A 25,761-nucleotide genomic window follows, 5' to 3' on the forward strand; every position below is an offset into this window, starting at 1 on the left:
CAGCTCCTCCTTAATCCCTCAGTTTTCTTCCCGTCAGATGCAAAAAGACATCTTCCAATGTCGGGGTCTGCACGTTGACATTGAGGATTTGTGCCTGATGGCGTTCGGCCGACTGAAAGATGCTGCCCAGAATCCGTTTGCCTTTTGGAATGATCAATTTGATTCCTTTTTCCGTTTCAGCTGCCTGGACGATTTCGGGATGCGCGGCCAGTTCAGCGAACAACTCCGGATAGGGACGGTCGAGTTCAATCCAAATCGTCTCTTCACCCGACAGGATGCTTTTCAGTTCGTCTTTTGTGCCGGAAGCGATGATAGTGCCGTGATCCATGATGTAGACGCGGTCGCACAGCCGTTCAACTTCTTCCATGTAATGGCTGGTATACAGTACCGTCAAGCCTTTTTCTTTATTGAGCTGGCGCACCATTTCGAGGATATGGCTGCGGGATTGCGGATCGATGCCGACTGTCGGTTCGTCCATGATGATGAGTTCAGGCTCATGCATCATGGCTGCTGCGATATTGATGCGCCGCTGCATACCGCCGGAATAGGTTTTGACGATTTCTTTTTGCCGTTCTTTCAAACCGACCAGCTCAAGCGCCTGTTGGATCGCCTGTTCCAGCCGGCTTCCGGAAAGGCCGTAGATCCGGCCGAAAAACTGCAGATTTTCGTAGGCGGAAAGATCTTCGTAAAGGGCGATTTCCTGTGGTACCACGCCCAGGACCTTGCGCATTTTTCCAGGATCTTTGACGACACTTCTCCCGTCCAGTCGGACATCTCCGGTAGTCGGCTTGGACAAAGTCGAAATCATGGAAATGGTTGTTGACTTTCCTGCGCCATTCGGGCCGAGCAAGCCGACCGATTCCCCTTTATCCAAATACAGGCTGACGCCATCCACTGCGGCTTTGCTTTTGAAGACTTTTGTCAGTTCCTCCGTCTCAAGCATGGTTTCTGCCTCCCTTGTTTGGTTTTCGAGCTTCAGTGGGTTCAGTATAAAATGAAAAAGACAGTGCGCACACTGCCTTCCGTCATTTGTTTTCATTAATTTCATGACTTCCGTCACTTTTTATACCAGATCGTGCCGAATCGCATAAATTGCCACTTGTGTGCGGTCCCGCAGTTCGAGTTTGTCGAGGATCAGGCTGATGTGGTTTTTCACCGTGCCGACCGACAAGCCGAGTTCTTCTGAAATTTCCTTGTTGCTCCGCCCTTCGCCGATCCTGCTGATAATGCTCAATTCGCGTGGAGTGAGCGACGGGTCCGCTTGTTCAGGTTTTGTCCGCTGAATCAGCTTGGGCATGACGTTCGCCGCAACATGGTCTTCGAGCGCAAGCCCGCCGGATAGGCAGCTGCGGATCGAGCGGATCAGCTCTTCCGGCTCAGCATCTTTCAGCAAATATCCCCGTGCTCCGCTTTTTAAGGCTTCCAGGGCATATTGATCATCATTGAATGTCGTCAGCATCAATACTTTCCGGTCCGGCCAGCGGGAATGAATGATGCGTGCTGCCTCCAGTCCATCCATCACCGGCATGCGGATATCCATGATGACGAGGTCATAAGCATTGGTTTCGCACAGGTCGACTGCTTCTTTGCCGTTTCCCGCTTCCCCCGTCACTTGGATTTCAGCATCCGTTTCAATCATCATTTTCAACGCCCGCCGTACCATGACCTGGTCCTCGACCAATAAAATCCGGATCATACTTTCACCTCTTTCTTTACCGGCAAAGGCAATGTGCCTTGAACCGTAAACTGACCATGCGTCTGGATGATATCCAATCTGCCACCGGCCTGTTCAATCCGCTCCCGCATCGATGATAAGCCGAACCCTTCGCGAATCATCGTTTTTTCGGGAACTGTATTGGTGATGGCAAAACGGAATATGCTGCCACCGGGAACGTCAAAGACAATGTCCGCTTCCCGTGTTCCGCCGTGACGCATGATATTCGTCAATGCCTCTTGTACAGCCCGGTAGACAATGGTCATTTGTTCGTTTCCGAGAGGGGCTGAAAATGCCCCGGCTTTCACGGAAAAGTGGATGCGCAGAAAACTCTCGGCTTCGAGCTGGCGGATCAGCGCAATGATCGCCGACACTCCGCCTGTTTCTTCGTGCTTCAGCGTTTTCACTGCATTTCTCGTCTCTTCCAAACTTTCTTTGGCGAGCGCTTTCAGTTCCCCGAATTGCTGCGCTGCCTGGCCGTCCGATTTCAGGCGAAACACTTCCAGTTGCATCAATAGCGCCGTCAGTTTATGGCCAACCGAATCGTGAATGTCCCGTGCAATCTGTGTCCGTTCTTCCTGTCTGGCCGATTTCTCATTCGCCGACACACGCCTTTTCAATTTCCGGTATTCCGTCAACAAGGCCTCGTTGCGTTCAGCCGTTTCTTCGAAGCGATTCAAGATCTGCAGGAATACTGTAAATCCAGCGGCCAGCAGCAGTGCATAGCAGCAAAAAGGCAATCGGCATGGCAGGAAGCCCCACCAAATACGGAATCACTGCGCCCGCCGCCAATATCGCTCCCGTAATTCCCGCCTGTACCGGATGAAGACGGTACACTGCTTTTCCTGCGACAATTGAAAACACCAGCAGAATATACGGATTCGGCATCATTTCCGGACGCGGCCATAGAGCAGCAACCGCCAATGCGGCCAGACTGATGAACAGCAGAAAATGCCAGCCATTCTGCTGCCGAAGCAGCGGCGACAGGAAAAACAGCGCAAAGAAACAGGCACTTCCAATCATGCGCAGCGGCATGTCAGACAGACTCACTCCGAAATGTGCAATGGCCAACAACCAGGCGACAATGAGAAACAGCAGCCAAATCCAGTATGAACGCATTCATTCCCTCTCCTTTTATATGTTCATTCGTTCCGGTCCGTTGAATTTCCTTCTTGAGTACCAGGCACGCGTACAATTCAGACACAATTCAAAAAAGCCGTTTCCACAAATCCTATATGTTTGCGGAAACGGCTTCTCTTTCTTCTATGTAGCTTCTACTTTCACTGACGTCTCCTGTTACGCGACCTGGCAGCGAGCCCGTATACCCCAATTCCGATGGCTGCGCCAAAACTGTCGATGAATACATCTTCGACTTGCGCTCCTCTGCCCACTACAAACAGCTGGTGAGTTTCGTCCAGCACCGCAAATGCGATACAGATCCCCAGAGCGATTCCCACTGTGCGAAGCTGAAGCGTCCCTTTCCCTTTTACCACACTGGCTGTTGCAAAGCCGAGCAGTAAAAACACGAGAAAATGAGCGCTTTTCCGGATCAATGTATGCAGCTCGCCTATGGAAGTCTCCGCTGCAGGCGACACGACGTCGATTATGTAAAAAAGGTTTTCCGTGATGACCATACTCAATTCCCAGGACTGCGAAGCGGGTTGATTGGATAAATAATAGATGCCGGCCAGTACGGCAGCAAGAATGATGATTTTGAATTTCGACATGTTTTAAGTCCTTTTCATTTAATGTTTATCTCTTGGGCAACCTACATAACTTCCAGTTTTTATTTTTCATTACTTTACCACAAAAACACAAAATTTTTTACACTTCATTCAAATTCAGTTTTCCCGATATATGTAACCATACATTGGTGACACAACTGATTCGAAATCTACTGTACTCATCCAATTATGAGAATTCTTCTTTCTTTAGATGACCCTTCCTTCCTTTTTCCGTTACAATAATAAAAAGAAGCATTCAACCCAGAGGAGGAATTCGATTGGCTATCGTGAATGACATTGTCCAGGCGGAAGATCTGGAACAATTTGAAGTAAATGATTTATATAAGGCGACACAGCTGTTGCTCCAGGAGTTCCAGCAGTCGAAAGAAGAAGAACATCCCGGCAAGATCAAAGAGCTGAGCGATCATTTGAAAAAGCGGCTGATGAACAAGGCCGCCTATCCGCTCGCTGTGCTGCTGGAATGCGGCCACCTGGCCATCCGTCACCAACTGCAGAAAGACTGGAACAGCCCGATGAAGCAGCGGCAGCTGTTTTTGTTTGAAAACCTGATGGCACAGTTCCGCGGCAAGGTACCGCCGGAAGTATGGAACCAAATCTGTCTGGCTTATGCGGAGGCACTGTTGCCGACGGGCCGGTCGATTGATGCGTTGGCTGTTCTCGATGACATGGCCGAAAAAGAAGGCGAGCCTTTTTACGAGCGGCAGAATGCTGAACGGGGTTGGGCACTCGTCATGTATTCCACGTTCCTGCGGGATCAATTCGAAAAAGCGCAGGGGCTTCATACAGCGCGTGACCTGCTCCGTCAAGCACAGCAGGACATCAGCGATGAACGAGGACGCGCTTTGTATGGCCAGCGGCTGCAACTGGCGGAGCGCATGCTTGAAAAACTCGGCGCCGTCGATGTTACGGAAGGCTATACGCTGAATCTGTTTGAAGGCAAACAAAAGCAGTACCGTGAATGGTGCGCAGAACACCGGCTGTTGCTGAACGGCGCGAATGACATCGATCCTGCGAAAGCTTCCAAAATCGAGACGTTCCGTTACCGCCCTGCCGGAGACGACAAAGAACAGGCGGAGTTTTTGGAAAGCTTTCTGAAGTCGCTCATGCAGGAATTCACGGCGCTGCGCTGGACGCTGTTCGAAGCGTTGGAAGATTCCGAGGTTTCAGCTGAAGGAGGCTACGACCGCACTGAACAGCTCAAATCGGTTTACCGCCATGCCTTCTCGCTGTTCGATAAAATTGCGCTGTTCCTGAACCATGCTTATAAACTCGAAGTCGATTTACCGCGGACGAGCATGCAGCGCATCTGGTTTGAAGAAGAACACCCGAAAAAGCCGCTCAAACCATTCATTAAAGATACGAAAAATGATGCCCTGAAGGCGCTGTACTGGCTGTCGAAGGAACTTTTCGGCTACGAGCGCTCCGACCGGCAAAGTTTGCCGATGATCCGGGCGACACAGCTGCGCCATCAGCTTGAACGCAGCTTCGTGCAAGTTGTCGAGTCGCCGGAAGCTGCAGTAAAGACCGGCGAGCTCCGAAAACACCAGATGACGCAGAAAGAACTCGAACGCATGGCGGTGACCTTGACGTTTAAGGCCCGTACAGCGCTTATGTATCTGCGCTATGCTGTGGATTTAAAAGCAAAATAAGGTGCCCGATTCCCTACGGAGCGCATAAAAGCCGTCCCTTAAACAATCTATGTTGTTTAGGGGGACGGCTTTTTGGTTTGTTCTAACCTTGGTGAGAAAGCTTCGGATCAGATTTTATCATCGTCTCTGGTGGTTCTTTCTTCATCGGTTTCCCGGCTTTCGGCGACTTTCTCTCCGGGCTCGGCGCTTGCTACTCTTTTGCCTTGCTCACCCTTGTATTCATCGCTTGAAGAAAATGTATCAACTTCCTCGTCGTTGTATTTCACTTCTTCGTTGTCACCGCCAACAGCGTCTTTTGTCTTCTTGACGGCTTTATCGATTGCTGACTCGTTGGCACCTATATTTTTTTGAGGGGAACGTCCCTCTGTCCCTTTTCTGGTCATGATGAATTCCTCCTGTTTAAAATCAGTATGGTATCCTTTACCCCATTCCCGCTGAACTTAATCGTTTGAACGTTTATCTGGAACTCTGTTTTTCAAAGCGGAGAACCGGAGAACTGCAAACTTCTTTTTTAACAAAATGAAATCAATCATTTTCAGCCATTCGATTTCGCACGCTACTCTTTAATTTAATAACTTACTGCTTTCCCTGCGGGCACCGGTTTTTTCTTACGGAACCAGGCAAAGACAATGGCTGCGATTAAAACGAAGCCCAAATAACCCATGACCGGGTACACCGTGCCAACCAATGTCACGAAGCCGACAAAACTCGAAGCAAAGGCGACGACTCCAAAAACGCCTACAGAAATCTTGAACTTCGGTGTATCAGGTTTAACAAGGCGAGCGGTAAACGCATAAAGCATTCCGACAGCCGTATTGTAAATCATCCCCAATAAAATGATGGACATAGCAGCCCCCAGTAACGGGCTGATGCTGTTGGCCATGAATAGTGTCGGCATTGAAACAGCCGCGATTCCGCTCAGTTGCGTCAACATGGCGATATTGATCAATAAGATCAACAATCCAAGGCCAAGCCCGCCGATAATACCACCCCATGCGGCCACTTTCTCATCTTTCACGGTACCGCCCATAACAGTCATCATCGCTGCACCGGCTGCTAAATTATATGACACATACAAGCAGGCGCCGAGCAGCCAGTGAGGAGCTGCCTGGCTTGCGGCTGCCGCCTCAAAATCAGCTGAGGCGAAATCGAAATTCACCAACGAATAAATCGTCAGGATAATAACCGCCAGCAGCAAAATGGGAGTAAAAGTACTGATAATGGAAATGACTTTATTGACGTTCAACAGGACGGTGACAATGGCAAGTGCCGCCATCAGCATATTGCCGATCAGACCCGAAATGCCGAATTGCTGTTCAAAAATCGCACCGGCTCCGGAAAACATGACAACCGTAACGCCGAACAGGAAAAAGGTGATGACAAAATCGACGGCTGTTCCCAGGTACTTTCCACAAATATGATAGATGACATTTTGATGCGATTTGGTCTGCAGCCGGCTTCCTAGCTGCGTCAGGTTCATGCCGAGAAAAGCAAATAATCCCGCAGCGATGACTGCTCCTATAATTCCCCATGCACCAAAACTTGTAAAAAACTGCAGGACTTCCTGGCCAGACGCAAATCCTGCCCCCACAATGACACCAATGAACGCTGCTCCGATTTGGAAACTCTTTTTCATGCTCTTTCCCCCGTTAAGTTATATTTTCCATGTCTCTTCCGAAGCCGCCGCAACGGCTTATCTACTGTATTGCCAAGTATCCACTGTGTACTTTTCAAGAGTTTCGCGGTTTACTTCGTAGCCGATGCCACTCGCTTTCGGAACGGTGATATAACCGTCTTCCACGGTCACTTCCGGTGTGATGATGTCTTCTTCCCAATAACGGGAAGATCCGGCCGTATCACCCGGCAACACGAAATTCGGCAACGTGGTGAGCGCCACATTGTGCGCACGTCCAACCCCTGACTCCAGCATGCCCCCGCACCATACCGGGATATTCTGCTCCATGCAGTAATCGTGGATCCTTTTGGCTTCCGTCAAGCCGCCGACGCGTCCGATTTTAATATTGATGATTTTCGTACTACCCAGTTCCACAGCTTTTCGGGTATCTTCCAGCGAATGGATGCTTTCATCCAGACAAACCGGCGTCTTCAACTGCGCCTGCAGTTTGGCGTGGTCGATGATATCATCCGATGCCAGCGGCTGCTCGATCATCGTCAGGTTGAATTCATCCAGCTCCTTCAGCAGTTCGACGTCTTTGAGCCGGTATGCCGAGTTGGCATCTGCCATCATGGGCACATCCGGAAACTGGTTCCGCAGTTCGCGCATCACGTTGACATCGAATCCCGGTTTGATTTTCACTTTGATGCGCTTATAACCTTGTTCGACAAAGCCTCGAACCGTTTCGACCAGTTCTTCCATGTTTTCATTGATGCCGATGCTGATGCCCACTTCGATTTTTTCCTGTTTGCCACCCAGCGCTTCTGCCAGCGGCATGTTATTCCGCTTCGCATACAAATCCCAGACAGCGCCTTCGACGGTCGACTTGGCCATATTGTTTTTTCTCAAATGCGCAAAGAGCTCATGGACTTCCTCCGGATGGCCAATGTCTGTCTCCAGGACAATCGGAACGAGGAAATCGCGGATGATGTGCAGGTTCGTTTCCATCGTTTCTTCGCTGTACCACGGAGAATGGAATGCCACCGATTCTCCCCAGCCCGAATTTCCCTGTTCATCTTTCACTTCCACCAGCAGAAACTCTTTCTCCTGGAACGTACCAAAACTCGTCGTAAACGGCTGTTTCATCATCATTTTCATTTTCCAGATATTGACTTCTTTAATTTTCATATCATTCTCCTCTTTCTGCCTGCTCCAGCGGAATCGTGTTCCGGGGGACAAATTGATAGTATTGAACTGCTTCTTCGGTTTTCCGGACGCCGACAAGAGCAAATCCGTCGGCAAATAACTGCTGGAAGATGCCGCGGATTTTCATGCGCCAGTCCATTGCCAGTGCCGGGTCTTCTTTTTTGATTTGCTGGAATTGCTTCGGTATCGGAACTTCAACGCCTTCCTCTGACAGCGCCGCTTCCGTTGTTTCCATGTCAATCACCGGATAGCCGGTCGGCGTTTCGGTTACACGATAGGGTTGCTGGAAACGGACCGGTCCAGGTTTCCATTTGTTTTCGACTCGGCTGCTGGAAATCCACCACTCCACTTGGAGGCGGTCGGTCGGCAGGCCACGGTTCAGCCCGTCATCCATTTCTCCGTAGCAATTTTCCAGATAGGTATGGCAGATGCCATAAAGCCGTGAGGTGTTTAAATAGGCATTTTTGCTTTCCAGCGGATCAAATGTCCACGTGATCAGGTCATAACCGATGTCCCGCGCTTCTTTCCGCTGTTGTTCCTTCAGTATCCGGCCGATTCCCTGTGACTGGTAATCGGGATGGATTCCCATCATGTGGGAGCACAAATACGATTTTCCTTTGTTGAATCCAGCAAACCCGTAGCTGAAGCCGATCAGTTTCTCTTCATGGAAAGCACCAACCAAAATGCCGCCGTTCTTTGAAGCGGTAAAAGTCTGATGGGTCGGAATCGGGTCCATGTCCCATACTTCACGCTCGAGCTTTTGAATCAGCCGCATATCGTCGTTCGTTTCCAGTTTTCGGATGGTTACTTGCTTTTCCATTTCTGTCACTTCCTTTTTTCAAGCCGTTCAAATGTATGCTGGACGGTACGCGCCAATATTTCAATGCCGGTTGTCAGGCTGTCACGGTTGAACGTCATTTTCGGATGATGGAGCCCTGGGGTCAGCCCACAGCCCAGACCCAACATCGTCGCTTTCACCGATGGCCGTTTCAATGTATAAAAATGAAAGTCTTCACCACCCGGTGTGACAATCGGCGGCACAAGGAAATCTTGTCCCACTGTTTCCTCAATGGATTGCGCCATGAGTTCCACAGCTGTCTCATCCACTTCTGCGGCGGCAATTTCGTCACTGACTTCATAGGGAATCATAACGCCGGCCAGGTTAGCGATCGACTCAATGGCTTTTGTTACTTGGCAGGACAGTTTGTCCATCACCTCATTGGTCTGTGCCCGGACATCGATGCTGAAAACGGCGTTTCCCGGAATGATATTCGCTGACTCTCCGCCAGCCTGGAACATCGTCATTTTCGCTGAATGCGGCACCATCGGATTTATGTGAATCGAACGGATCGACTGCACCAGCAGCGCCATCACTTCAATGGCATTTTGTCCTTCTTGCGGTCGCGCCCCGTGGGCATCCGTCCCTTTAATCTGGCCGTTGATCGTTTGCGCTGATCCGTGCAGAATGGCCGGAGAAGCGTAACCGTCTTCGACTTCCTGAACCGGCCGCAGGTGAACACCATACAAATAATCGATGTCGTCAACAATTCCTTTTTCAATCAACGACAAAGCACCCGTCCCTTTTTCTTCGGCCGGCTGGAAAATCACTTTCAGACGGCCTTTTTCGGGAATACCGAGTTTTTTCAGTACCAGCAATGCACCAATCGCCAGCGTCATGTGTGCATCATGGCCGCAGGAATGATTCGCCTGGTATTCGCCGTCCACTTCCTGCCACAGCGCATCGATGTCTGCCCGAAGTCCCACGCAAGGTTTTCCTGTTCCCATCGTTGCAACTAGTCCCGTCGAATCCGGAAAAGTTTCCACTTCAATACCTTCCCTTTCCAGAAATTCCTTCAAGTAGTTGGTCGTCTCGACTTCTTTCCAGCTGATTTCGGGATGTGTATGCAAGTGCTGAAAGACTTCTTCGACTATAGGTTTCACTTCTTGTACGGCTGCTTTCATCTTTTTCCTGTCCCTTCCACGAATAAATAATCACTGTCCAGTGAACGGTATTTTTCCTGCCTTTTTTCAAACGCTTCCCTGTCCGTCACGACCAAGCCGGCGACGATGGCATTCATGAATGAAAACAACGAAGCTGTGGCATCCAATGTCGACTTGTTCGGCGAATAGATCGGAAACAGTATATCGCTGCTTGCATGGATCGGCGCCAGTTGTGAATCGGAGATGCCGATGACAAAGCTGTTCTGTTTTTTGGCAAGCTCCGCAATCCGGACTGTCTCCTTCAAATAACGGTGAAACGAAATGACCACGAGCACCGACCGTTCATCCATTTCACTGATGGTCTGGATCACATCTTCCGTTTCCGGACGGATCAGCTTTACGTCCGGCCTGACCAGTCCGATCGTATAAGCCAGCCAATTGGCTGCAGTAAAAGAAGAACGAAGGCCAAGAATATAAATGTTCTCGGCTTTCGCCAAACGTTCCACTGCCCGCTCGTAATCCGCTTCCTGAATCTGTGCCATGGTCTCTGAAATCATCTTTCTGTCCTGCTCCATTACTTGCGAAAAAAGATGCGACTGCTGTTCCAGTTCCACTTTTCCCTGCTGGTAAGCAGTTAGGCTGCTTTCCTGATTCAGCAATTGTTCCCGGATCACTTTCTGCAGTTCCCCATAGCCTGATAAACCCAAGCTGTAACAAAAGCGGATCACTGTCGTTTCGCTGACATGGATCACTGCGCCCAATTCATGCGCTGACTTCAGTGCCACTTGCCGAGGGTGGTCCAGCACATGCGTCGCTACTATCTTTTGGCTTTTTGAAAGCTCGGGATAATGGCTATTGATCAACTCTTTTAATGTCATCTCTGTCATTTTCACAACCGCCTTTTTAAAGTACAGACACCTTTTTTCTCAGAAATGAAGTTTAGGCTTCATAATTGGTTTTGTTTAATTTATCACACAATTCAGCCGTATGCAATATATTAGTTAGAATTATTTTATTTGTCTGAATACGTATAAATTTGCATTGCATCCCTGCGATAGAGGCCAGTTTTAGGCGGCCGCTCAGCGGGTACCTTACTACTGTCTCAATTCAATAAAAGGAGGAATACTCATGGAATATATTTATTTAGGAAATTCAGGGCTGCGCGTTCCGAAATACATACTCGGAACCATCCCGTTCAGCGGCACAAACGGTTTTGAAGCCGCCGGCGATGTTCAGGAAGATCAAGCCCGCCGGATGATTGATCTGTCATTGGAAGCCGGCATCAATATGTTTGATACAGCGAATCTGTATTCAAAAGGAGATGCGGAACGCGTGCTCGGTGCGGCGATCCGCGGCCGCCGTGACGAAGTGCTGCTCACATCGAAAACGGGTTTCCCTCTTGGAGAAGATCCCAATGCCCGCGGCGCTTCCCGCAACAACATTCTGACGTCCATCGATCGTTCACTGGAACGGCTCGGCACCGATTACCTGGATTTGTATTTTGTCCACTTGTGGGATGGCCGGACGCCGATTGAAGAAACTGTGGAAACGATGACCCAGCTGGTGAAACAAGGGAAAATCCGCCATTGGGGCGTGTCGAACTACAGCGGCTGGGCACTGGCGAGAACTTATTCCATTGCAGAACAGGCGGGCTATATCCCGCCGGTCACCCAGCAGATCTACTACACGCCGGAAGCACGCGAAGCGGAATATGAGCTTTTGCCGGCCGGCAAAGAACTGGGCATCAGTTCGATGATCTGGAGTCCGCTCGGGGAAGGATTGCTGAACGGCAAAATCGGACGCCACAAAGAAGCGCCCGAAAACACGCGTCAAGGCGGCGGATGGCCGGAACCGTGGGTGCAGGATCAGGAACGCCTCTACCAAGTGATCGATGCACTCGAAGAAGTAGCGGCGAACCACAACGCGTCCGTACCGCAAATCGCCTATTCCTGGGTCCGGGACCGTCCGAACGTCGGACCGATTGTCATTGCCGCCCGCAACGAAGAACAGCTGAAGGAAAACATTGCGTCGTTCGATATTCAGTTGACGCAGGAAGAGCATGACCAAATCGAATCAATTGCCCGGCCAGCTCCTCTTTATCCGAACTGGCACCGTGCGATGAGTTCTTTCGAGATGGCAAGCCCGTCTGAAATGACTTACTTGAAGGGGTATAAGCAATCGATGGGGATGGATGAATGAGTACAAAGTAAAAAGCAGGCAGAGAATTTTTTCTCTGCCTGCTTTAATTTGGATTTCAACATATATTTTTGTCCTGCAAATGCCCTTCATTCACGCTTCGTCAAATGCATTCAATGCGTTGACGCCGTGTGCCAGTGCGGATCCTGCTTTCAATGCCGTTGCCACGAAAATTGATTCCGCCACTTCTTCTTTTGACGCGCCGTTGTTTTTGGCGTTTTTCACGTGCAAGGCGATGCAGTACGGGCAGCCTGTTGTGTGTGCCACTGCTACGGCGATCAATTCTTTTTCCTTCACCGTCAACAATCCGGCTGCCAGCGACTTTGTATCAAAGTCAACGAATGACTTGAAGATGTCGCCGTTCAGTTTTGAGAACTCACCCAGGCGGCTGAAGTATTCTTCTTTGTATAATTCCGGATCTTCGGTCCCGTCGTAGGCGTTCAACGCGTTGACCCCATGAGCCAGTGCCGATCCGGCTTTCAGTGCTGTGGCCACCATGATCGACTCTCCCATTTCTTCCTTGGTCGTGTTCAAATTTTTTGCGTTCTTCACATGCAGGTCGATGCAGTACGGGCAGCCTGTCGTATGAGCCACTGCGACCGCAATCAATTCCTTCAGTTTCGCGGACAATTCGTTCTCCTGCAGTGCTGCCTGGTCAAATTGGACAAATGCCTTGAAGGCATCCGATGCCAGTTTGCCTAATTCCGGCAGGCGATCGAAGTTTTCTTTTGCGTAAAGTGCGCTTTTTTGTGTTGTTGTCATTTCTCATTTCTCCATTCTGTGTTTGATTTGCCGTTTTTATGTTTATCGTGAAGCTGCCGATCGTTCGGTTTCCCTGAAGAAACTGTTGCAGCTCCTGCGAATCACACCATGTCCATGATAACCTTATTATCAGACAGTTTGCAATAAAACCAATTCTTCACCGACCGCACTTCCTATTAGCATGTAGAATTCTGTTGTTCCCGCCTCCGCCTTCTGCAGTACGGAAAAATCCTTCATTCTGCAGTAAAATAAAATCCATCCATTCGAATTGTTCATTCGAACGGACGGATTGGATTTGGCGTTTAATTGGTTCGGTATAGCCCCCTTCCTGTCTACAACCGGATGTCTTCAGCGCTGTGAATCACGGCAGCCTCTTTTTCCGCATCTAACGGATCGAAGTTACGCAGTTCGCCGAAATCGAGTTGTGTCAGCTTTTCGATCCGCGCAACCGGCACCTGGAACGTTTCGAACTCACCGTAAGCAAATTCCAGCGTGCCGAGCAGTTCTTCCTGCGTTTGCAGGTAGGCGGTGGCTGACAATGTACCGTCCGATTTGACGACGACCGCCAGTTTCCAGAACTGCTCGGGAATCTGGTGGCCGCGGTACAGCCGGTCGTCTGCTCTGAAGACGGGACCGGTAAAGACGGAGACTTTCAACCCGCGGTTTTCGGCGCGTTCCAGGATGTAATCCTCCAAGCTGAGCCAGTTCTTTTGGTTGAAGTTTTTGTGCTGCGGCGAACAGTTTGTGAAATGGAAGGTGTGCTCATTGGCTTTGGCCGCATCCATCCCCCAGTTCGGGTCCTGACGCCGAACGAGGTGTCCCCGGTCGATGTCATTGTGTTTATAGAATTCCGGCCCGAGTTGGTATTCCCGGTCGATCCGCGGATCAAAATACCAGCGGTCGTTACCGCGCCGAATGTCTACCAGCTGGCTGCCGTCAATGTTGACCGCTGTATAAAATGCCAGCTTCCGCGCTTTGCTCATGGCAATCGAGAAATGCGTATAATCGAGCACCGTTTTGCCTTCTGTAGTCCGTGCCGTGTCTTGCTGCTGGGTTTTAGTCAATACCGGGAGCGGCACTTCGTGGTCTTTTCCGAGAAACGCAGGATCATAGCCGCTTACATACTGATACCATTCTGCGCTGAGTACGCCGGCTTCCATTGAAGCGACTTCCGCACCGGGCTCCTCTAAAAGAGAGTCGAGCAGGTCACGGGCATTTGCATCCATCAGCCTGCTGTGCTGCTTCAGGTGCCTGACAATGGAGCTGATGCGGATGCCTTCATTGGCAATCCACTTGCTGTCATCTTCCGAGTGCGGGATTCCGGCATGGTGCAGCGCGACGACCACCCATTGATCATTGAACACCGGTGCACCGGAAGAACCCGGCTCCGTATCACTGACATACTGAATAAAATCGGAAGAAATGAACTTCACTTCGTTCTCACGGATCGTAACAGCTTTCGGTCCCCCGTTCGGATGCTGGATGATGGTCACATATTCACCTTCCATCACTTTTCCAGGTCGTGGCAACAGCGGCAAGAAACCGAAATCCTCGAGTGCCAGGCCGTTCAGATTCGTTTCCTGAACCGCCACCAGCGTGAAATCGAGTGCCTGGTCAGTGACGAACAATCGATTCGGCTCCAGCCGGAATGAAATGATGTCCCGCGGCTGGAAATTCACATCGTCTTCGAAATTGAATTCCGCCACCGCCTGCATCGCCGCGTGTTTGGATTCCAGCACATGGTTATTCGTCAACAGCAAAGAAGGTGCTACCAGGAAGCCGGTGCCGTATCCTTCAATCTGTCCGTGGCGGTTGCGGATGGCGATCCGGCAAACGGCTTTGCCGGCATTGAGTCCTGCTTCAAGATGGGCGATGGGAAACAAGTCACTGCGATCAATGATCCGCGCTATCGCCAGCAAATCCCGATCATCAATGACAGCCGTGCGGGCGCGCAGTTTTTCTTCCGAAGCAGACACTTCCACTCCTTTGTCTTTATTCTTCTCAAACTCCAAATACCGCTGCAGTGCCTGCTGTTCGATGCTGCCGAGCCGCTTTTTTACCATCCCCGCCACCTCTTTCGATTGTTTTTGCAGTACTTTTCATTACATTAAAACAAGGTGGGGTTGATTACAATTGGTTTAAGGATTGAAGAATAAAAGAGCGGTATTTTACTGTTCACGGACAAGAGACAAGAAAAAATTGGTGAAGCTCTACAGCGCCATGCCAAAAAGGAAAACTGCATCCGGACTAAAAACGAAGATTTCCTCATAAATTACACACCATATTATTTTCTAAATATTCAATCTAATTAAATACAAACCCGCATAAAAGTGCTATAATAAATCAAATTAATATCATACAAGTATTTTTAAAAGTGCCCATTTCGCCTCTCGTTCTCTCTCCTTTACATAACTTTTCTGCTTATTAAGCTTCACCTAATACCTACTCACGACAAAGAAGGAGGTCGTATAACCAGCTTGAAACCAAAAGTTCATAGGGGTTCATTCGTTTACGGAGGGCTGGGTTGTGGAGGCTTTCGCATATCTTCGTATCATAAAATAAGGAGATGCCTGTAATGGGACGTACAATCGCAAAACTATTTTTTATCGCAGTGACAGCCATTTTATTATCATCCTGCTTTAACTCACAGGAAAATTCGAACTCAGACCCGGATGACCTGCAAGTGGCCAGTCAACGTACGGGGGATCTGCAACCTGACAGCCAGAATTCAGGCGATCCGCAAACGGATGCTCAGGACTCAGGCAATCAGCAGCCGGACAGCCGGAATGTTGACACTCAACAGACAGAAGAGCCTCAGCCTTTCGAGTTGCCTGAAGGCGAAACCGCAGAAGCTGACGAAGAATTGAATTCCGACGTCACCACCAGTAATGTCGACTATACAATGTATGATTTTCTCGAATACGTCATTCTTGATGTCCATAATTTCTGGGCCCCGATCATGGTTGATGCAGGATACCCAAGACCCTGGGTGTCTTACGTTTTTCCGGCACCGGGAGAATCCGTCTACAGTTCCTGCAGCGGGGAACAGGGTACCAATGATGAAGATTTCTTCTACTGCCCTACTGATGACCAAATTGTGTTTTCTCAAGCCATCGCTATAAAATTGTGGGAAGGTACGTATAAAGTAAATGATGAATCGAATGTCCAGTTCAATGCCGGCGATTTTTCTGTTGCCGCATTGGTGGCCCATGAATATGCGCATTCACTGCAGGATGAACTTGGCTGGTTCCCCGACAACGGTGAACAACTGGCCACTTCACGAAGCATTGAACTGAACGCGGATTGTTTGTCCGGAGTATGGGCAAACTCAGCTTACTCCCGCGGCCTTCTCGATTACGGAGACATCGAAGAAGTCATGAGAACGTTGTCCGATATCGGAAACGACTCCAATGCCCCTGCCATCACACACGGTTTCCCGGCAGAACGGACGGCAGCATTCATGATTGGTTACAACAATGGAGACGCTCCGAGCTGCGATCATTATTTGTTTACTGAATATTAAAGAGCACCAGCACCGTTTCAAGGAAAGGAAAAACTACACCCAGGAAGGTGACAACCAATGAAGCATCTTGGAAAAACCGCGTCTCTTCTTTTAGTTTCCTGTTTCCTGATGATCAGCATGTCGGCAACTTCTGTTTGGGCTCACAGCACCGGTGATGGTTCCCCGCCGCATTCAGTGCGCGGTGTTTCTTGTGAGTATCTACCGATCAACGGACAGGTCGTGGTAAAAGCCTTTCCACCCAATCATGCAACCGCCTGGTCGGGTTTCAGCGATGATGTTGTCTACTGGACCCCTATTCTTTATCGATGGGATGGCAGTGACTATGTGGAATGGTTTCATTCGCCAAATGCGATTGCCTATGCGTATGTCCACCAAACCGGTTTCTATCAGGGAATCAATCCCGGCTGGCGCCATTCTACCATCCATGGACAGTTGCAGTTCCATCCGTTTTATAACTTGCCATCCGGCACGTATACCGTCTTGAATTTGATCCAATGGCACCAAAACGGGCATGAACATTATGAATGGGCGCCAAACGCCTGCACCATCTGAAAATCTGTTGAAAAAGCCGTTCCGGGAAACCATAGGGGTTTCCCGGAACGGCTTTTCGGCGTGTGATGGTTCCCGACAAAATGTTTAGTCCAATAGCGAACAAGGGTAAATTAGCATTATTCAAGATTGACGAGGTCCATTACGAACAGGAGGAATAGACAATGGGAAGAAAAGAAAATACATTTATCGGCGTTTTTGATACGCAGGCAGAAGTACTGAGCAAAGTGACGGAACTGAAAGCACAGGGAGTAAATGAGCGGGATATGTATGTGGTCGGTCAGAACCATGACTCATTTTCCATGGTGGAAAACCAGACGGACGTTCATACAGACGCTGCCCGTGAGCAGCAGGACCGATCATTCAAGGGAAATTTCATATCGGCTTTATCTGACGAATCGTCTTCAAGGGCGGCATTCAGCAGCATGGGACTGGATCCGGATGAATCGGAAGAATACTTTCGCCAGGTGCGAAACGGCAAACTGGTCCTTTATGCAGACAGCGATTACGGTGATTCATACGACAGATACAGCCACTCAGCGGGAACCGGTCAAACTGCCGGAACCGATGCGACGCTCGGCACTGAGCCGAACACGAGAAACGCAGCAGCCACAAATGACGAAGAACATTTGCGCCTTCACGAAGAGCGCTTGAACGTGGACAAAGAACGTGTGCAAACCGGTGAAGTCAATGTCGGAAAACATGTGGTGAAAGAAGAAAAAACCATCGATGTGCCGGTAGAGCGTGAAGAAGTCTACGTCGAGCGCCGGCCGGTCAACGAAGAGGCAACGGATACAGAGGGATTCGATGAAAACAAAACCATCCACATTCCGGTTTCGGAAGAGCGTGTCAACGTTTCGAAGAACGATGTGGTGTCCGAGGAAATCGTAGTCGGCAAAGAGAAAGTCAAGGAGACGGAGCATGTAAATGAGAAGGTGCGTCGTGAAGTGGCGGATATCGACAAGGATGGCGACCACCTCACTGATAAAGATGACAAAACGCGATTTTAAGTATCAGATTCCAGATCAATAAGCCAATGCCGCGGCAAACGCATCAAATGAAACAGATAAAAGCACCGGACTCCGATGAGACAGGAGTCCGGTGCTTTTGATCAGTTACTGTTTCTTGTCTTTCCCTTTGCCGTTGTCTTTGCCGTTTTTAATCCATTTTCCATGTGTTTTCTCTACCTTGACGACTTTCTTGCTGACATCGGTTTTCTCGTTCTTTTTAAATGTTTCTTTTTCTTTCGTCACTTCTTTTGTCGTTTTGCCGTGTTGTTTGTCAACGGATTTATCCGTTGTTTTGCTGATGACTTTGCCGTTGCTTCCCGGTTTGCCTTTATGCTTGATCGTGACCACCGTCGTTTTGGTGATTTTCACAGGTGTCGTGAATTTTTTGATGGTGTGAATGGCCGTCACCTGGTCCCAACTGGTCGTTTTGGTCACGTCATAAGTCGTTTTAATTGTGACATCCCGGTACCAATCGTGTTTCGGGTGTTTTTCTCGTTTCTTTTCCACTTCTGTTTTCTGGGAAGTGGCTTTTTTGGATTTCTTCACTGTTTTATGATCTGTGTCTTTTTCTTCTTTGACAATCTTGTCATGGCTCACTTCTTTTGTCGTTTTTACAATAGTGGTGACGCCTTTATGGAATGTTACTTTTTCAGTCGTGTTGCTGTCTCCTTTGCCATCATCGCCGGTAGCGAATGTCATGGAGGAAAAACCAAATGCCAAAATAAAAGTGAATAAAATTATGGCAAACTTTTTCATCATCGTTTCTCCCTTACATAAAATTTGATTTTGTGTCCGTCCCTTGCAATGGCTCCAGAGATCCAAACAGCAACCAATATTTTTGTATGTCTTTTGAGAGAAATTCGACCTCCTTCACAAAGGATTGCAAGAAATTGAAAACGCTTGCAAAATTATTATACTATAAATGTCAGAAAATTAATATATCTATAACGCTACATACTAAAATTTTTATTTTTATCAAATGGCTTTTTCGTTCCCAGCTCCTTTTGCTTTTATAAGCTTTCACCGGCGGCAAGCAGACCTGCGCTTTTTTCATTCCACCCCTATCAGTTCGGTCTCCACTCTTCCTTCTGCGTTGATGGATTTGATCGTTGAAAAGCCTTCTGCCATGTAATAGGTGAATCCATCTTTCGTCGTCACTTCCGTGGCGTTCGTAAAAGTTCTATAGCGGGTCTCGACGGTTTGGTTGACGCCGGTGATGGTGTGCCGGATCGTTTCATCCCCCAGTCCTGTGTCAAACGTCCGGCCGGTCTGCACCGGATAAACAAGCGCCACGTCGTACTCGGAATACGGATAACCGAACGCAAAGAACTGGTAATTTTCAAGTTCCAGGTACTCATAGACATCGCCGTCCACTTCGACCGTCCACATAAAACCGTAGCTTAAGCCGTTTCGATCCGGCACTTCCACAAAGCGGTGGATGGCCGTCGTCCCATCAGACATACGATAGGTATAAGTTTTGGTTTTGTCTTTTTGATAGGAACCCGAAATGACCGCATCGTTCTTGAATTCCGGCTCCAGCCCACGGGCCAAAAAGGCGGAAAACTGCCCCCGCGTCACTTCCTGGAGCGGCCGGAACGTATTGTCCGGATAACCGTTCGTGATATTGGCCGCCAGGATTTTACTGATGGCTTCCGCATACGAAGCAGTGGACGGCACATCCGTAAACCGAGCATCGAATGTAAAAGCCAGCTCAAAGACCCGTTCGACAATCAGCGCCATATCCCCGCGGATCATCGGTGTTTCCGGACGGAAAGAACCATCCCGGTGGCCCCGGAGATATCCTGCTTCTGCCGCTTCCGCGATATAACCGCTGGCGTAATGGTCCGTAGGCACATCATGGAACGGCGTCGCTTTTTTCGTGCCGTCCAACCCTTTCAGCCGGCCGATCATCACGGCCGCCTGGGCACGGGTCACTTCCACATCCGGCCGGACTGTGCCGTCCGAATAGCCAGTAATCACCCCTTCCTCCATTAAATACGTCATTTCATCGTAAAACGGATGCTGCTCCGGCAAATCAGGAGCAGCAGCGGCCACCGGCAACACGAGGGTCAGAGACAACAATACGACAAGAACTCCCAGCAGTTTCTTCACAATTGTCACTCCTCCAGATGATAGAATCGCTTCCTGCACTTAGTTTACCAGCTCACGCTTCTTACCGCCTCTAAAAATAATTAACTATTCAGAAAAATATAACCGGATAAATGGCGTTTGTGTCCATAAAAAAACACCTTTCGCCAGAGTTGCAGGCATTTTCATGCCCGCTCTCCCAACGAAAGGTGTTTTTCTTTGCTTTTTGCTTTAACTGATGCGGATGAAGGGACTCGAACCCCCACGGTGTCTCCACCACTAGACCCTGAACCTAGCGCGTCTGCCAATTCCGCCACATCCGCAGTGTCAAAAAACACGACCAAAATTATTATGACCTTTCTTTCAGAAAAAGTCAAGCCGTCATTTCAGTGCAGAAGATGCAGAAAACTATTGATGAAACCTGTCCAAACAGCGCACAAAATGACAGGCATGCCGGAAACTTTCCGCTTATAATGGGCGTAAGGGGGTGGAAACATGGCGCTGGTGGAATCACTGCAAAAAGCGATCGATTATATGGAACAACATTTACTTGAACACCCATCAATTGAAGCAATTGCCCAACAAGCAAATGTATCTCCTTTTCACTTTCAGCGTATGTTCCTGATTCTGACAGACCTGTCCGTTGGGGAATATCTTCGTTGCCGCCGTTTGACATTAGCAGCACAGGAACTGATCAAATCCGACCACAAAATCATTGATCTTGCGTACAAATACGGTTATGACACCCCTGAAGCTTTCACGAAAGCTTTCCGTAAGCAACATGGTGTCAGTCCGAGCGACGCACGAAAAGGGATTGGAAAGCTGCAATCCCATAACCGTCTGGTGATTCAAGTGAATTTGAAAGGAGCCGAACCGATGAACTATCAAATCATTGAAAAGGATGCTTTTCAAGTCGTGGGCATCAAAAGAGAGTGTCCATGCGGGGAACAAGGAGGAGTCGCAGGCATTCCTGAATTCTGGAGCGAAGTCAACGCAAATGGCACCGCGGATAGACTGGCCCAATTATTGAACGGCGACATAAAAGGCTTGTTGGGCATCACCAACAACTACAATGAGGACAACAATACGATTGATTACTGGATTGCAACAGAGCACACCGGAGAAGAGCCGGGCGATTTTGCTGTCCTTGATTTTCCGAAATCCAAATGGGTGATGTTCGAAGTCCAGGGTTCCGCCCCGACCGCCATGCCCGAAGCCTGGAGACAAATTTATACCGAATGGATTCCGTCAAATGGCTATGAAGTGGCTGACATCCCGGCCATAGAGGCCTATACCGCGCCTGATCCATACCGTGCCGATGCCTCGAATCAAATATGGCTTGCCGTAAAATAGAAAAGGACGGACGGTTACGGATGATAAGAAAGCAGGAGAAACGCGCCCCCTGAACCAGCCCTACGCTGAGCACGTCTACGTTTTGGGAAATCATGCAAAAGCCGTGACCGCAACTTTCGTGTTTGCCGGCTACGGCTTTTTTCATACAGTTAGATACGGCTGTATCTGGCGGTTATTTTCACGACTTGTGGAAACAGCGCTGTACTTTGTTGTCACAAACAAGCCAGGATGGACTGCTTGGAATCTTCGGTGACAAAATGCTTTTCAGCAAACACATCATAATCTTTCGAGCGGATCGTTGACAGGATTTCCCGGTAGACCAGTGCTGCGCCTTTGACCGGAACACGGGAAGAAACCGGATAAAGGTCCATCGTCAAAAACGCCTGGTCGTAATGCAGTTCGGCGGTTTTGGCGAGTTCTTCCCATACCCGGATAAACGGTTCTGAGACCTGGCCATCTTTGAACGCTTCCTCCCTGAGACCGTATTTGTTCATGATGTCCGCCGGCAGATAAATCCTGCCCATCGACAAATCTTCCCCGATGTCACGCAAAATATTGGTGATTTGCATGGCATAGCCGAGAGAAATTGCCCCTTCTTTCAACAAAACCGTGCGCTGAGGCGCCAAAATCGGCAGCAGCATCAAGCCGACTGAACTGGCGACGTGGTAACTGTAATTCAGCAGTTCCTCGAGCGTCCGGTAACGGTGGATGGTCAAGTCCATTTCCTGTCCTTTGATCAAATCATAAAAAGCCCCGGCTTCCATTTCATAGTTTTCAAACACATCTGCAAGCGCCATCCACATCGGCTCATCGCGGACCGTCCCTTGCAGAAAATCATCGAAATCGCTCCGGAACGCCCGCAGTTCCGATTCCGGCCGGTTTCCTTCGTCCACAATATCGTCAGCCTGCCGGCAAAAGGCGTAGACTGCCCATACCGCTTTGCGTTTTTCCTTCGGCAGCAGGGAAAATGCTTTGTAAAAGCTCTTTGAGTTTTCTGCAATGACACGTTCACAATGGCTGTAGGCCTGTTTCAAGTCCATCAAAAATTGCCCCTTTCCTTCAATTCGCCGTGAGTTCGACCACCGGCAGTCCGGCTTCCGGGTGGATCGGTTACTGCGTTAGTTAGAGCAGATTACGGATTTTGCGGTGTTCATATGGATCCATTCCATGCGGGAAGCGGTGCAATCGGAATGTTGTCTTTCTGGTCCTGCTTCAAAATGCCATTGGCGGTAATGCGGGCCGATTCCAGAATCGTCGGCAGGCCGCTTCCGGGATGCGTGCCGCCCCCCACCAGCCAGCAGTTGTTCAGTTCTTCAAATCTGTTATGCGGCCGGAACACCATCATCTGTGACAATTGATGCCCCAAATTGAACGTCGCACCTCGGTACACCGAATACTGTTCCTGCCAACCGAACGGCGTCAGCATTTTCTCCACTTCAATGTGTTCACGCAAATCCTTGAACGCTGTCTTCTGTTCCACGGTGTCGAGCACCAGTTCCCGGAATGCTTCCTGCTCATTTTCCCAGCCGATGTCGCTGAAATTGTTCGGCACGGGAGCCAGTATGTACAGCGCGGATTTGCCGACTGGTGCCAATGTAGGATCGGTGACGCTGGCGTTCTGGATGTAAATCGATGGATCGGCCGACAAAATTCTCGATTTGGTCATCTCTTCCACGTTCTTTTTATAGTCTTTCGAAAAAACAATCGTGTGATGCGATAAATCGTATTTTTTATCAAGCCCCAGATACAGCATGAACGTCGAACACGAATACTTTTTCTTGTCCAGCTTTTCCGGCGTGTATTTCTTCAAAATGCCCGGTTCCACCAGATGCGTCATCACATGGGCAAAATCCCCGTTGATGATGACTTCATCCGCTGCTTCCCGGCTGCCGTCAAGCAGTTCCACACCTTTCACGTCACGTTTTTCCACCCACAGTTTTTTCACGCCGCACCCCGTATGGATGCGGCCTCCGAGTTCTTCCACCACTTTTGCCATGGAGGCAGACAATTGATTGACGCCCCCGATTGGATGATAAATTCCGTAGGCATGCTCCATATAGGAAAGGATGGAAAAAGCACCCGGGCATTCCCACGGCGACATGCCGAGGTATTTGGACTGAAACGCAAACGCCATTTTCAGACGCTCATCTTTGAAATACCGGGACAGCACATCGTAAAGTGTCCTGCCCGCTTCCAGTTCCGGCAGCGCCTTGATCACTTTCGGCTGCAGCAGATCGGTCATGCGGTCCATTTTCGTCTGCAATAAAGGCGACAGTGCTTCCAGCTTTTTTCCTGTTTCTTTCATAAAGCGCCGGTATCCGTCCCCGTCGCCTTTGAAATTTTCATCAATCTGTTTTGCCATCGCCGGCGCATCGCGCGTCATGACCAAATTCTGGTCTTCAAAACGCAGTTCATACATCGGATCCAACTCCACGGCTTCCATATAATCGTGGACATTGCGACCAACCGCTTCGAACAATTCCTCCACCAAGTGCATCATACTCAGAAACGTCGGTCCGGTATCGAATGTAAAATCGCCAAGCGTCAAGGCGGCATTGCGTCCTCCGACACGGTCTTGCTTTTCATAGATATCGACCTGGTAGCCTTTGCTCGATAGCAGCATGCCCGCTGCCAATCCGCCCGGTCCCGCTCCGATAATAATCACCCGATTTCCCATTGCCTAAGCCTCCCAATACTTATACATTAATAATATAAAAAGTATACACAACTTCTTTTCAGAAGCCGAATGTTATGCTTCTTTGTCTTTATCTATTTCTATACCCATTTTGCGGCACACTTAGCATGCAAGTTATAAAGAATGAAGCAGAATAACAGCGAGCAGTTCAGAAGCCCGCCGGACTGCGCTTTTTCGGCCAAACAGACAAACGCCGTGTCCGGGAAACTCAAGGGTTTCCGGACACGGCGTTTGGGGAGTGTGAGTATAGCGAATGAATATCATGAATATGAAACAGAGACAAAACTTGAACACCCGATAAAAAACTTGAACGGCTCAGCGGACAGCTGTATCCGCAGTTATCCGTTATTCCTGACAAGATAGTCGACGGTACGGGTGATCGCTTCGACGCCTGCCGAAATGGATTTTTCTTCGTAATCGAAATAAGGGTGATGATGGCCGGCAGGAAGCGGGCTGGCAAAAATCATGAACGTGGCTTTTCCTCCCTGCTCCTGGACACGGTCCATCATATACGTCACATCTTCAGATGCCCCGAGCGGCAGATTGCGTTTCACTTCTATTATCGTTTCGCTGCCCCGGCACGCTTCCACGACAATGTCATGCCATTCGGGATCGCTTTCCGCACTGATCGCCTGTCCCATTTCTTCGATCGTCATCTGGACATCGTACAGGTCTGCACTCGCCTGAAGAATCCGCTTGGCATGTTCCTGCATATACCGGTCCAGTTCATTGGTGGCTCCGCGCGTTTCGAGTTCCATATAAGCATAGTCAGCCACAATGTTGCGGCCGCTGCCGCCGTGCATTTTTCCGACATTGACACGCGTCGCTCCGTCTTTGTGACGCGGAATGGTATTCAGATGAAGCATGGCGGATGATGCCGCGAGCAACGCGTTTTTCCCAGCGTTCGGCTCCAGTCCTGAGTGAGCGGATTTCCCTTTGAATTCCACATTCAGTTTGGAGCTGGCCAGAAAGTTGGTGGAGGAGGACGCAATGACGCCCGGCTCAAAATGATGCAACCCGAGATGGCCGCTGATAAAGTAATCCACGCCGTCCAGCCAGCCTTTTTTCACAATGGCTTTCGCACCGCGTCCGCCTTCTTCCGCAGGCTGGAAAATCAGCGTGAATGTGCCGTTCAGCTGTTCTTTTTGCTCCTGCAGATAATTGGCTACCCCCAAACCGATCGAGGCGTGCCCGTCATGGCCGCAGGCATGCATGACGCCCGGCCTTTCGGATATGAACTGTTCCTCATGTGGTTTATGGGCAGGGTCTTCCGCTTCGTTGATCGGCAATGCGTCGATGTCAAAACGGAAAGCAAAATGAGGTCCCGGCCGTCCTGTATCCATGCGGGCGATGACCCCTGTGTGACCGCCTTTCATGACGTTCAAAAACTCCTGCGGCACCCCTTGCTCAAGCGCACGTTCTTCGTTTTCTTCCAGTTCCTGCTGTTTCGGTACGCCCATGCGTTCCTGGCTGACCATAATATCGTGGCCATGTGACAGTGCATACCCGAGTTTCTCCAATTGTTTTGAGATCTCATAAGTTGTGACGTATTCTGTAAAGCCCAGTTCAGGATGGCGATGCAGCGCTCTCCGCTGCTTCACCAGTGAAGGTTCGATCCGTTCCAGAAATTCCGCAATTTTGTCTGCCATGCAAGCTCATCTCCTGTCGATTAAGGGAAGTTTTCGTTCCGTTATTACAACGATACAATAAGTTGC

At 49.5% G+C, this 25,761-nt stretch carries 24 protein-coding genes and 1 tRNA gene; 6 read left to right on the forward strand and 19 right to left on the reverse strand.

Going from position 1 to position 25,761, the window contains the following annotated elements:
* Positions 1 to 10: 10 nt before the first annotated feature.
* The 5 genes from EEX84_RS08790 to EEX84_RS08810 form a co-directional block, all read right to left on the reverse strand.
* On the reverse strand, positions 11 to 943 hold the full coding sequence (locus EEX84_RS08790) for an ABC transporter ATP-binding protein (protein ID WP_123165261.1): 933 nt from the start codon (positions 941 to 943) through the stop codon (positions 11 to 13).
* 120 nt (positions 944 to 1,063) lie between these two features.
* Positions 1,064 to 1,696 (reverse strand): response regulator, encoded by a 633-nt coding sequence (locus EEX84_RS08795; protein WP_123165262.1) that lies wholly within the window; start codon positions 1,694 to 1,696, stop codon positions 1,064 to 1,066.
* On the reverse strand, positions 1,693 to 2,394 hold the full coding sequence (locus EEX84_RS08800) for a sensor histidine kinase (protein ID WP_158599103.1): 702 nt from the start codon (positions 2,392 to 2,394) through the stop codon (positions 1,693 to 1,695). Before EEX84_RS08800 ends, EEX84_RS08795 begins: the two co-directional genes overlap by 4 nt.
* The gene (locus EEX84_RS08805; RefSeq protein WP_123165264.1) at positions 2,369 to 2,833 is read right to left on the reverse strand and encodes a hypothetical protein; all 465 of its coding nucleotides are present in this window, start codon (positions 2,831 to 2,833) and stop codon (positions 2,369 to 2,371) included. Before EEX84_RS08805 ends, EEX84_RS08800 begins: the two co-directional genes overlap by 26 nt.
* A 161-nt stretch (positions 2,834 to 2,994) precedes the next feature.
* Positions 2,995 to 3,441, reverse strand: a complete 447-nt coding sequence (locus EEX84_RS08810) for a VanZ family protein (RefSeq protein WP_123165265.1) — start codon at positions 3,439 to 3,441, stop codon at positions 2,995 to 2,997.
* A gap of 284 nt (positions 3,442 to 3,725) precedes the next feature.
* Here EEX84_RS08810 and EEX84_RS08815 point away from each other — a divergent pair, with 284 nt between their 5' ends.
* Entirely contained in the window at positions 3,726 to 5,108 is a 1,383-nt protein-coding gene (locus tag EEX84_RS08815) for an LA2681 family HEPN domain-containing protein (RefSeq protein WP_240033953.1), read from the forward strand.
* Positions 5,109 to 5,215: 107 nt separating this feature from the next.
* Here EEX84_RS08815 and EEX84_RS08820 read toward each other — a convergent pair whose 3' ends face one another.
* The 6 genes from EEX84_RS08820 to EEX84_RS08845 all read right to left on the reverse strand — a co-directional run bounded on the left by EEX84_RS08820 (position 5,216) and on the right by EEX84_RS08845 (position 10,757).
* The gene (locus EEX84_RS08820; protein WP_123165267.1) at positions 5,216 to 5,491 is read right to left on the reverse strand and encodes a hypothetical protein; all 276 of its coding nucleotides are present in this window, start codon (positions 5,489 to 5,491) and stop codon (positions 5,216 to 5,218) included.
* 185 nt (positions 5,492 to 5,676) lie between these two features.
* Complete coding sequence (locus tag EEX84_RS08825; RefSeq protein ID WP_123165268.1) at positions 5,677 to 6,744, reverse strand: YkvI family membrane protein; 1,068 nt, start codon at positions 6,742 to 6,744, stop codon at positions 5,677 to 5,679.
* 57 nt (positions 6,745 to 6,801) lie between these two features.
* Positions 6,802 to 7,911: an o-succinylbenzoate synthase gene (menC, locus tag EEX84_RS08830; RefSeq protein ID WP_123165269.1), complete on the reverse strand. Its 1,110-nt coding sequence runs from the start codon at positions 7,909 to 7,911 to the stop codon at positions 6,802 to 6,804.
* A gap of 1 nt (position 7,912) precedes the next feature.
* Positions 7,913 to 8,749, reverse strand: a complete 837-nt coding sequence (locus tag EEX84_RS08835) for a GNAT family N-acetyltransferase (protein ID WP_123165270.1) — start codon at positions 8,747 to 8,749, stop codon at positions 7,913 to 7,915.
* 5 nt (positions 8,750 to 8,754) lie between these two features.
* A complete protein-coding gene (locus EEX84_RS08840; protein ID WP_123165271.1) occupies positions 8,755 to 9,891 on the reverse strand; it encodes a M20 peptidase aminoacylase family protein in 1,137 nt (378 codons plus the stop codon).
* The gene (locus tag EEX84_RS08845; RefSeq protein ID WP_338048380.1) at positions 9,888 to 10,757 is read right to left on the reverse strand and encodes a MurR/RpiR family transcriptional regulator; all 870 of its coding nucleotides are present in this window, start codon (positions 10,755 to 10,757) and stop codon (positions 9,888 to 9,890) included. Before EEX84_RS08845 ends, EEX84_RS08840 begins: the two co-directional genes overlap by 4 nt.
* A gap of 241 nt (positions 10,758 to 10,998) precedes the next feature.
* On the opposite strand from EEX84_RS08845, the gene EEX84_RS08850 reads away from it, so the two are divergent.
* Positions 10,999 to 12,069: an aldo/keto reductase gene (locus tag EEX84_RS08850; RefSeq protein ID WP_123165272.1), complete on the forward strand. Its 1,071-nt coding sequence runs from the start codon at positions 10,999 to 11,001 to the stop codon at positions 12,067 to 12,069.
* A 90-nt stretch (positions 12,070 to 12,159) separates the two neighbouring features.
* Here the strand turns inward: EEX84_RS08850 and EEX84_RS08855 are convergent, their stop codons facing one another.
* Positions 12,160 to 12,828 carry a carboxymuconolactone decarboxylase family protein gene (locus EEX84_RS08855; RefSeq protein WP_123165273.1) on the reverse strand — a complete coding sequence of 223 codons (669 nt, stop codon included), beginning with the start codon at positions 12,826 to 12,828 and terminating at the stop codon, positions 12,160 to 12,162.
* 332 nt (positions 12,829 to 13,160) lie between these two features.
* A complete protein-coding gene (locus EEX84_RS08860) occupies positions 13,161 to 14,891 on the reverse strand; it encodes a DNA/RNA non-specific endonuclease (RefSeq protein ID WP_123165274.1) in 1,731 nt (576 codons plus the stop codon).
* Between the two features lie 512 nt (positions 14,892 to 15,403).
* Between EEX84_RS08860 and EEX84_RS08865 the strand changes: the two genes are divergently transcribed.
* The 3 genes from EEX84_RS08865 to EEX84_RS08875 all read left to right on the forward strand — a co-directional run bounded on the left by EEX84_RS08865 (position 15,404) and on the right by EEX84_RS08875 (position 17,910).
* Positions 15,404 to 16,351, forward strand: a complete 948-nt coding sequence (locus tag EEX84_RS08865) for a neutral zinc metallopeptidase (RefSeq protein ID WP_158599104.1) — start codon at positions 15,404 to 15,406, stop codon at positions 16,349 to 16,351.
* 57 nt (positions 16,352 to 16,408) lie between these two features.
* Positions 16,409 to 16,903 (forward strand): hypothetical protein, encoded by a 495-nt coding sequence (locus EEX84_RS08870; RefSeq protein ID WP_123165276.1) that lies wholly within the window; start codon positions 16,409 to 16,411, stop codon positions 16,901 to 16,903.
* Positions 16,904 to 17,064: 161 nt separating this feature from the next.
* Positions 17,065 to 17,910, forward strand: coding sequence for a YsnF/AvaK domain-containing protein (locus EEX84_RS08875; protein ID WP_123165277.1), 846 nt, complete (start codon positions 17,065 to 17,067; stop codon positions 17,908 to 17,910).
* Between the two features lie 105 nt (positions 17,911 to 18,015).
* On the opposite strand, the gene EEX84_RS08880 is transcribed toward EEX84_RS08875, so the two are convergent.
* From EEX84_RS08880 to EEX84_RS08890, 3 genes are all read right to left on the reverse strand, one after another.
* Positions 18,016 to 18,666 carry a hypothetical protein gene (locus tag EEX84_RS08880; protein ID WP_123165278.1) on the reverse strand — a complete coding sequence of 217 codons (651 nt, stop codon included), beginning with the start codon at positions 18,664 to 18,666 and terminating at the stop codon, positions 18,016 to 18,018.
* A gap of 294 nt (positions 18,667 to 18,960) precedes the next feature.
* Positions 18,961 to 20,022: an S-layer homology domain-containing protein gene (locus EEX84_RS08885; RefSeq protein WP_123165279.1), complete on the reverse strand. Its 1,062-nt coding sequence runs from the start codon at positions 20,020 to 20,022 to the stop codon at positions 18,961 to 18,963.
* A 215-nt stretch (positions 20,023 to 20,237) separates the two neighbouring features.
* A tRNA-Leu gene (locus tag EEX84_RS08890) sits at positions 20,238 to 20,321 on the reverse strand.
* Positions 20,322 to 20,493: 172 nt separating this feature from the next.
* Here EEX84_RS08890 and EEX84_RS08895 point away from each other — a divergent pair.
* The gene (locus EEX84_RS08895; RefSeq protein ID WP_123165280.1) at positions 20,494 to 21,351 is read left to right on the forward strand and encodes an AraC family transcriptional regulator; all 858 of its coding nucleotides are present in this window, start codon (positions 20,494 to 20,496) and stop codon (positions 21,349 to 21,351) included.
* A 212-nt stretch (positions 21,352 to 21,563) separates the two neighbouring features.
* Here EEX84_RS08895 and EEX84_RS08900 read toward each other — a convergent pair whose 3' ends face one another.
* From EEX84_RS08900 to EEX84_RS08915, 3 genes are all read right to left on the reverse strand, one after another.
* Positions 21,564 to 22,391 (reverse strand): phytoene/squalene synthase family protein, encoded by an 828-nt coding sequence (locus EEX84_RS08900; protein ID WP_123165281.1) that lies wholly within the window; start codon positions 22,389 to 22,391, stop codon positions 21,564 to 21,566.
* 110 nt (positions 22,392 to 22,501) lie between these two features.
* The gene (locus EEX84_RS08905; RefSeq protein ID WP_123165282.1) at positions 22,502 to 24,028 is read right to left on the reverse strand and encodes a phytoene desaturase family protein; all 1,527 of its coding nucleotides are present in this window, start codon (positions 24,026 to 24,028) and stop codon (positions 22,502 to 22,504) included.
* A gap of 356 nt (positions 24,029 to 24,384) precedes the next feature.
* The gene (locus EEX84_RS08915) at positions 24,385 to 25,695 is read right to left on the reverse strand and encodes an amidohydrolase (protein ID WP_123165284.1); all 1,311 of its coding nucleotides are present in this window, start codon (positions 25,693 to 25,695) and stop codon (positions 24,385 to 24,387) included.
* Positions 25,696 to 25,761 lie beyond the last annotated feature (66 nt).

The organism is Planococcus salinus (assembly GCF_003719725.1).
Classification (GTDB): domain Bacteria; phylum Bacillota; class Bacilli; order Bacillales_A; family Planococcaceae; genus Planococcus; species Planococcus salinus.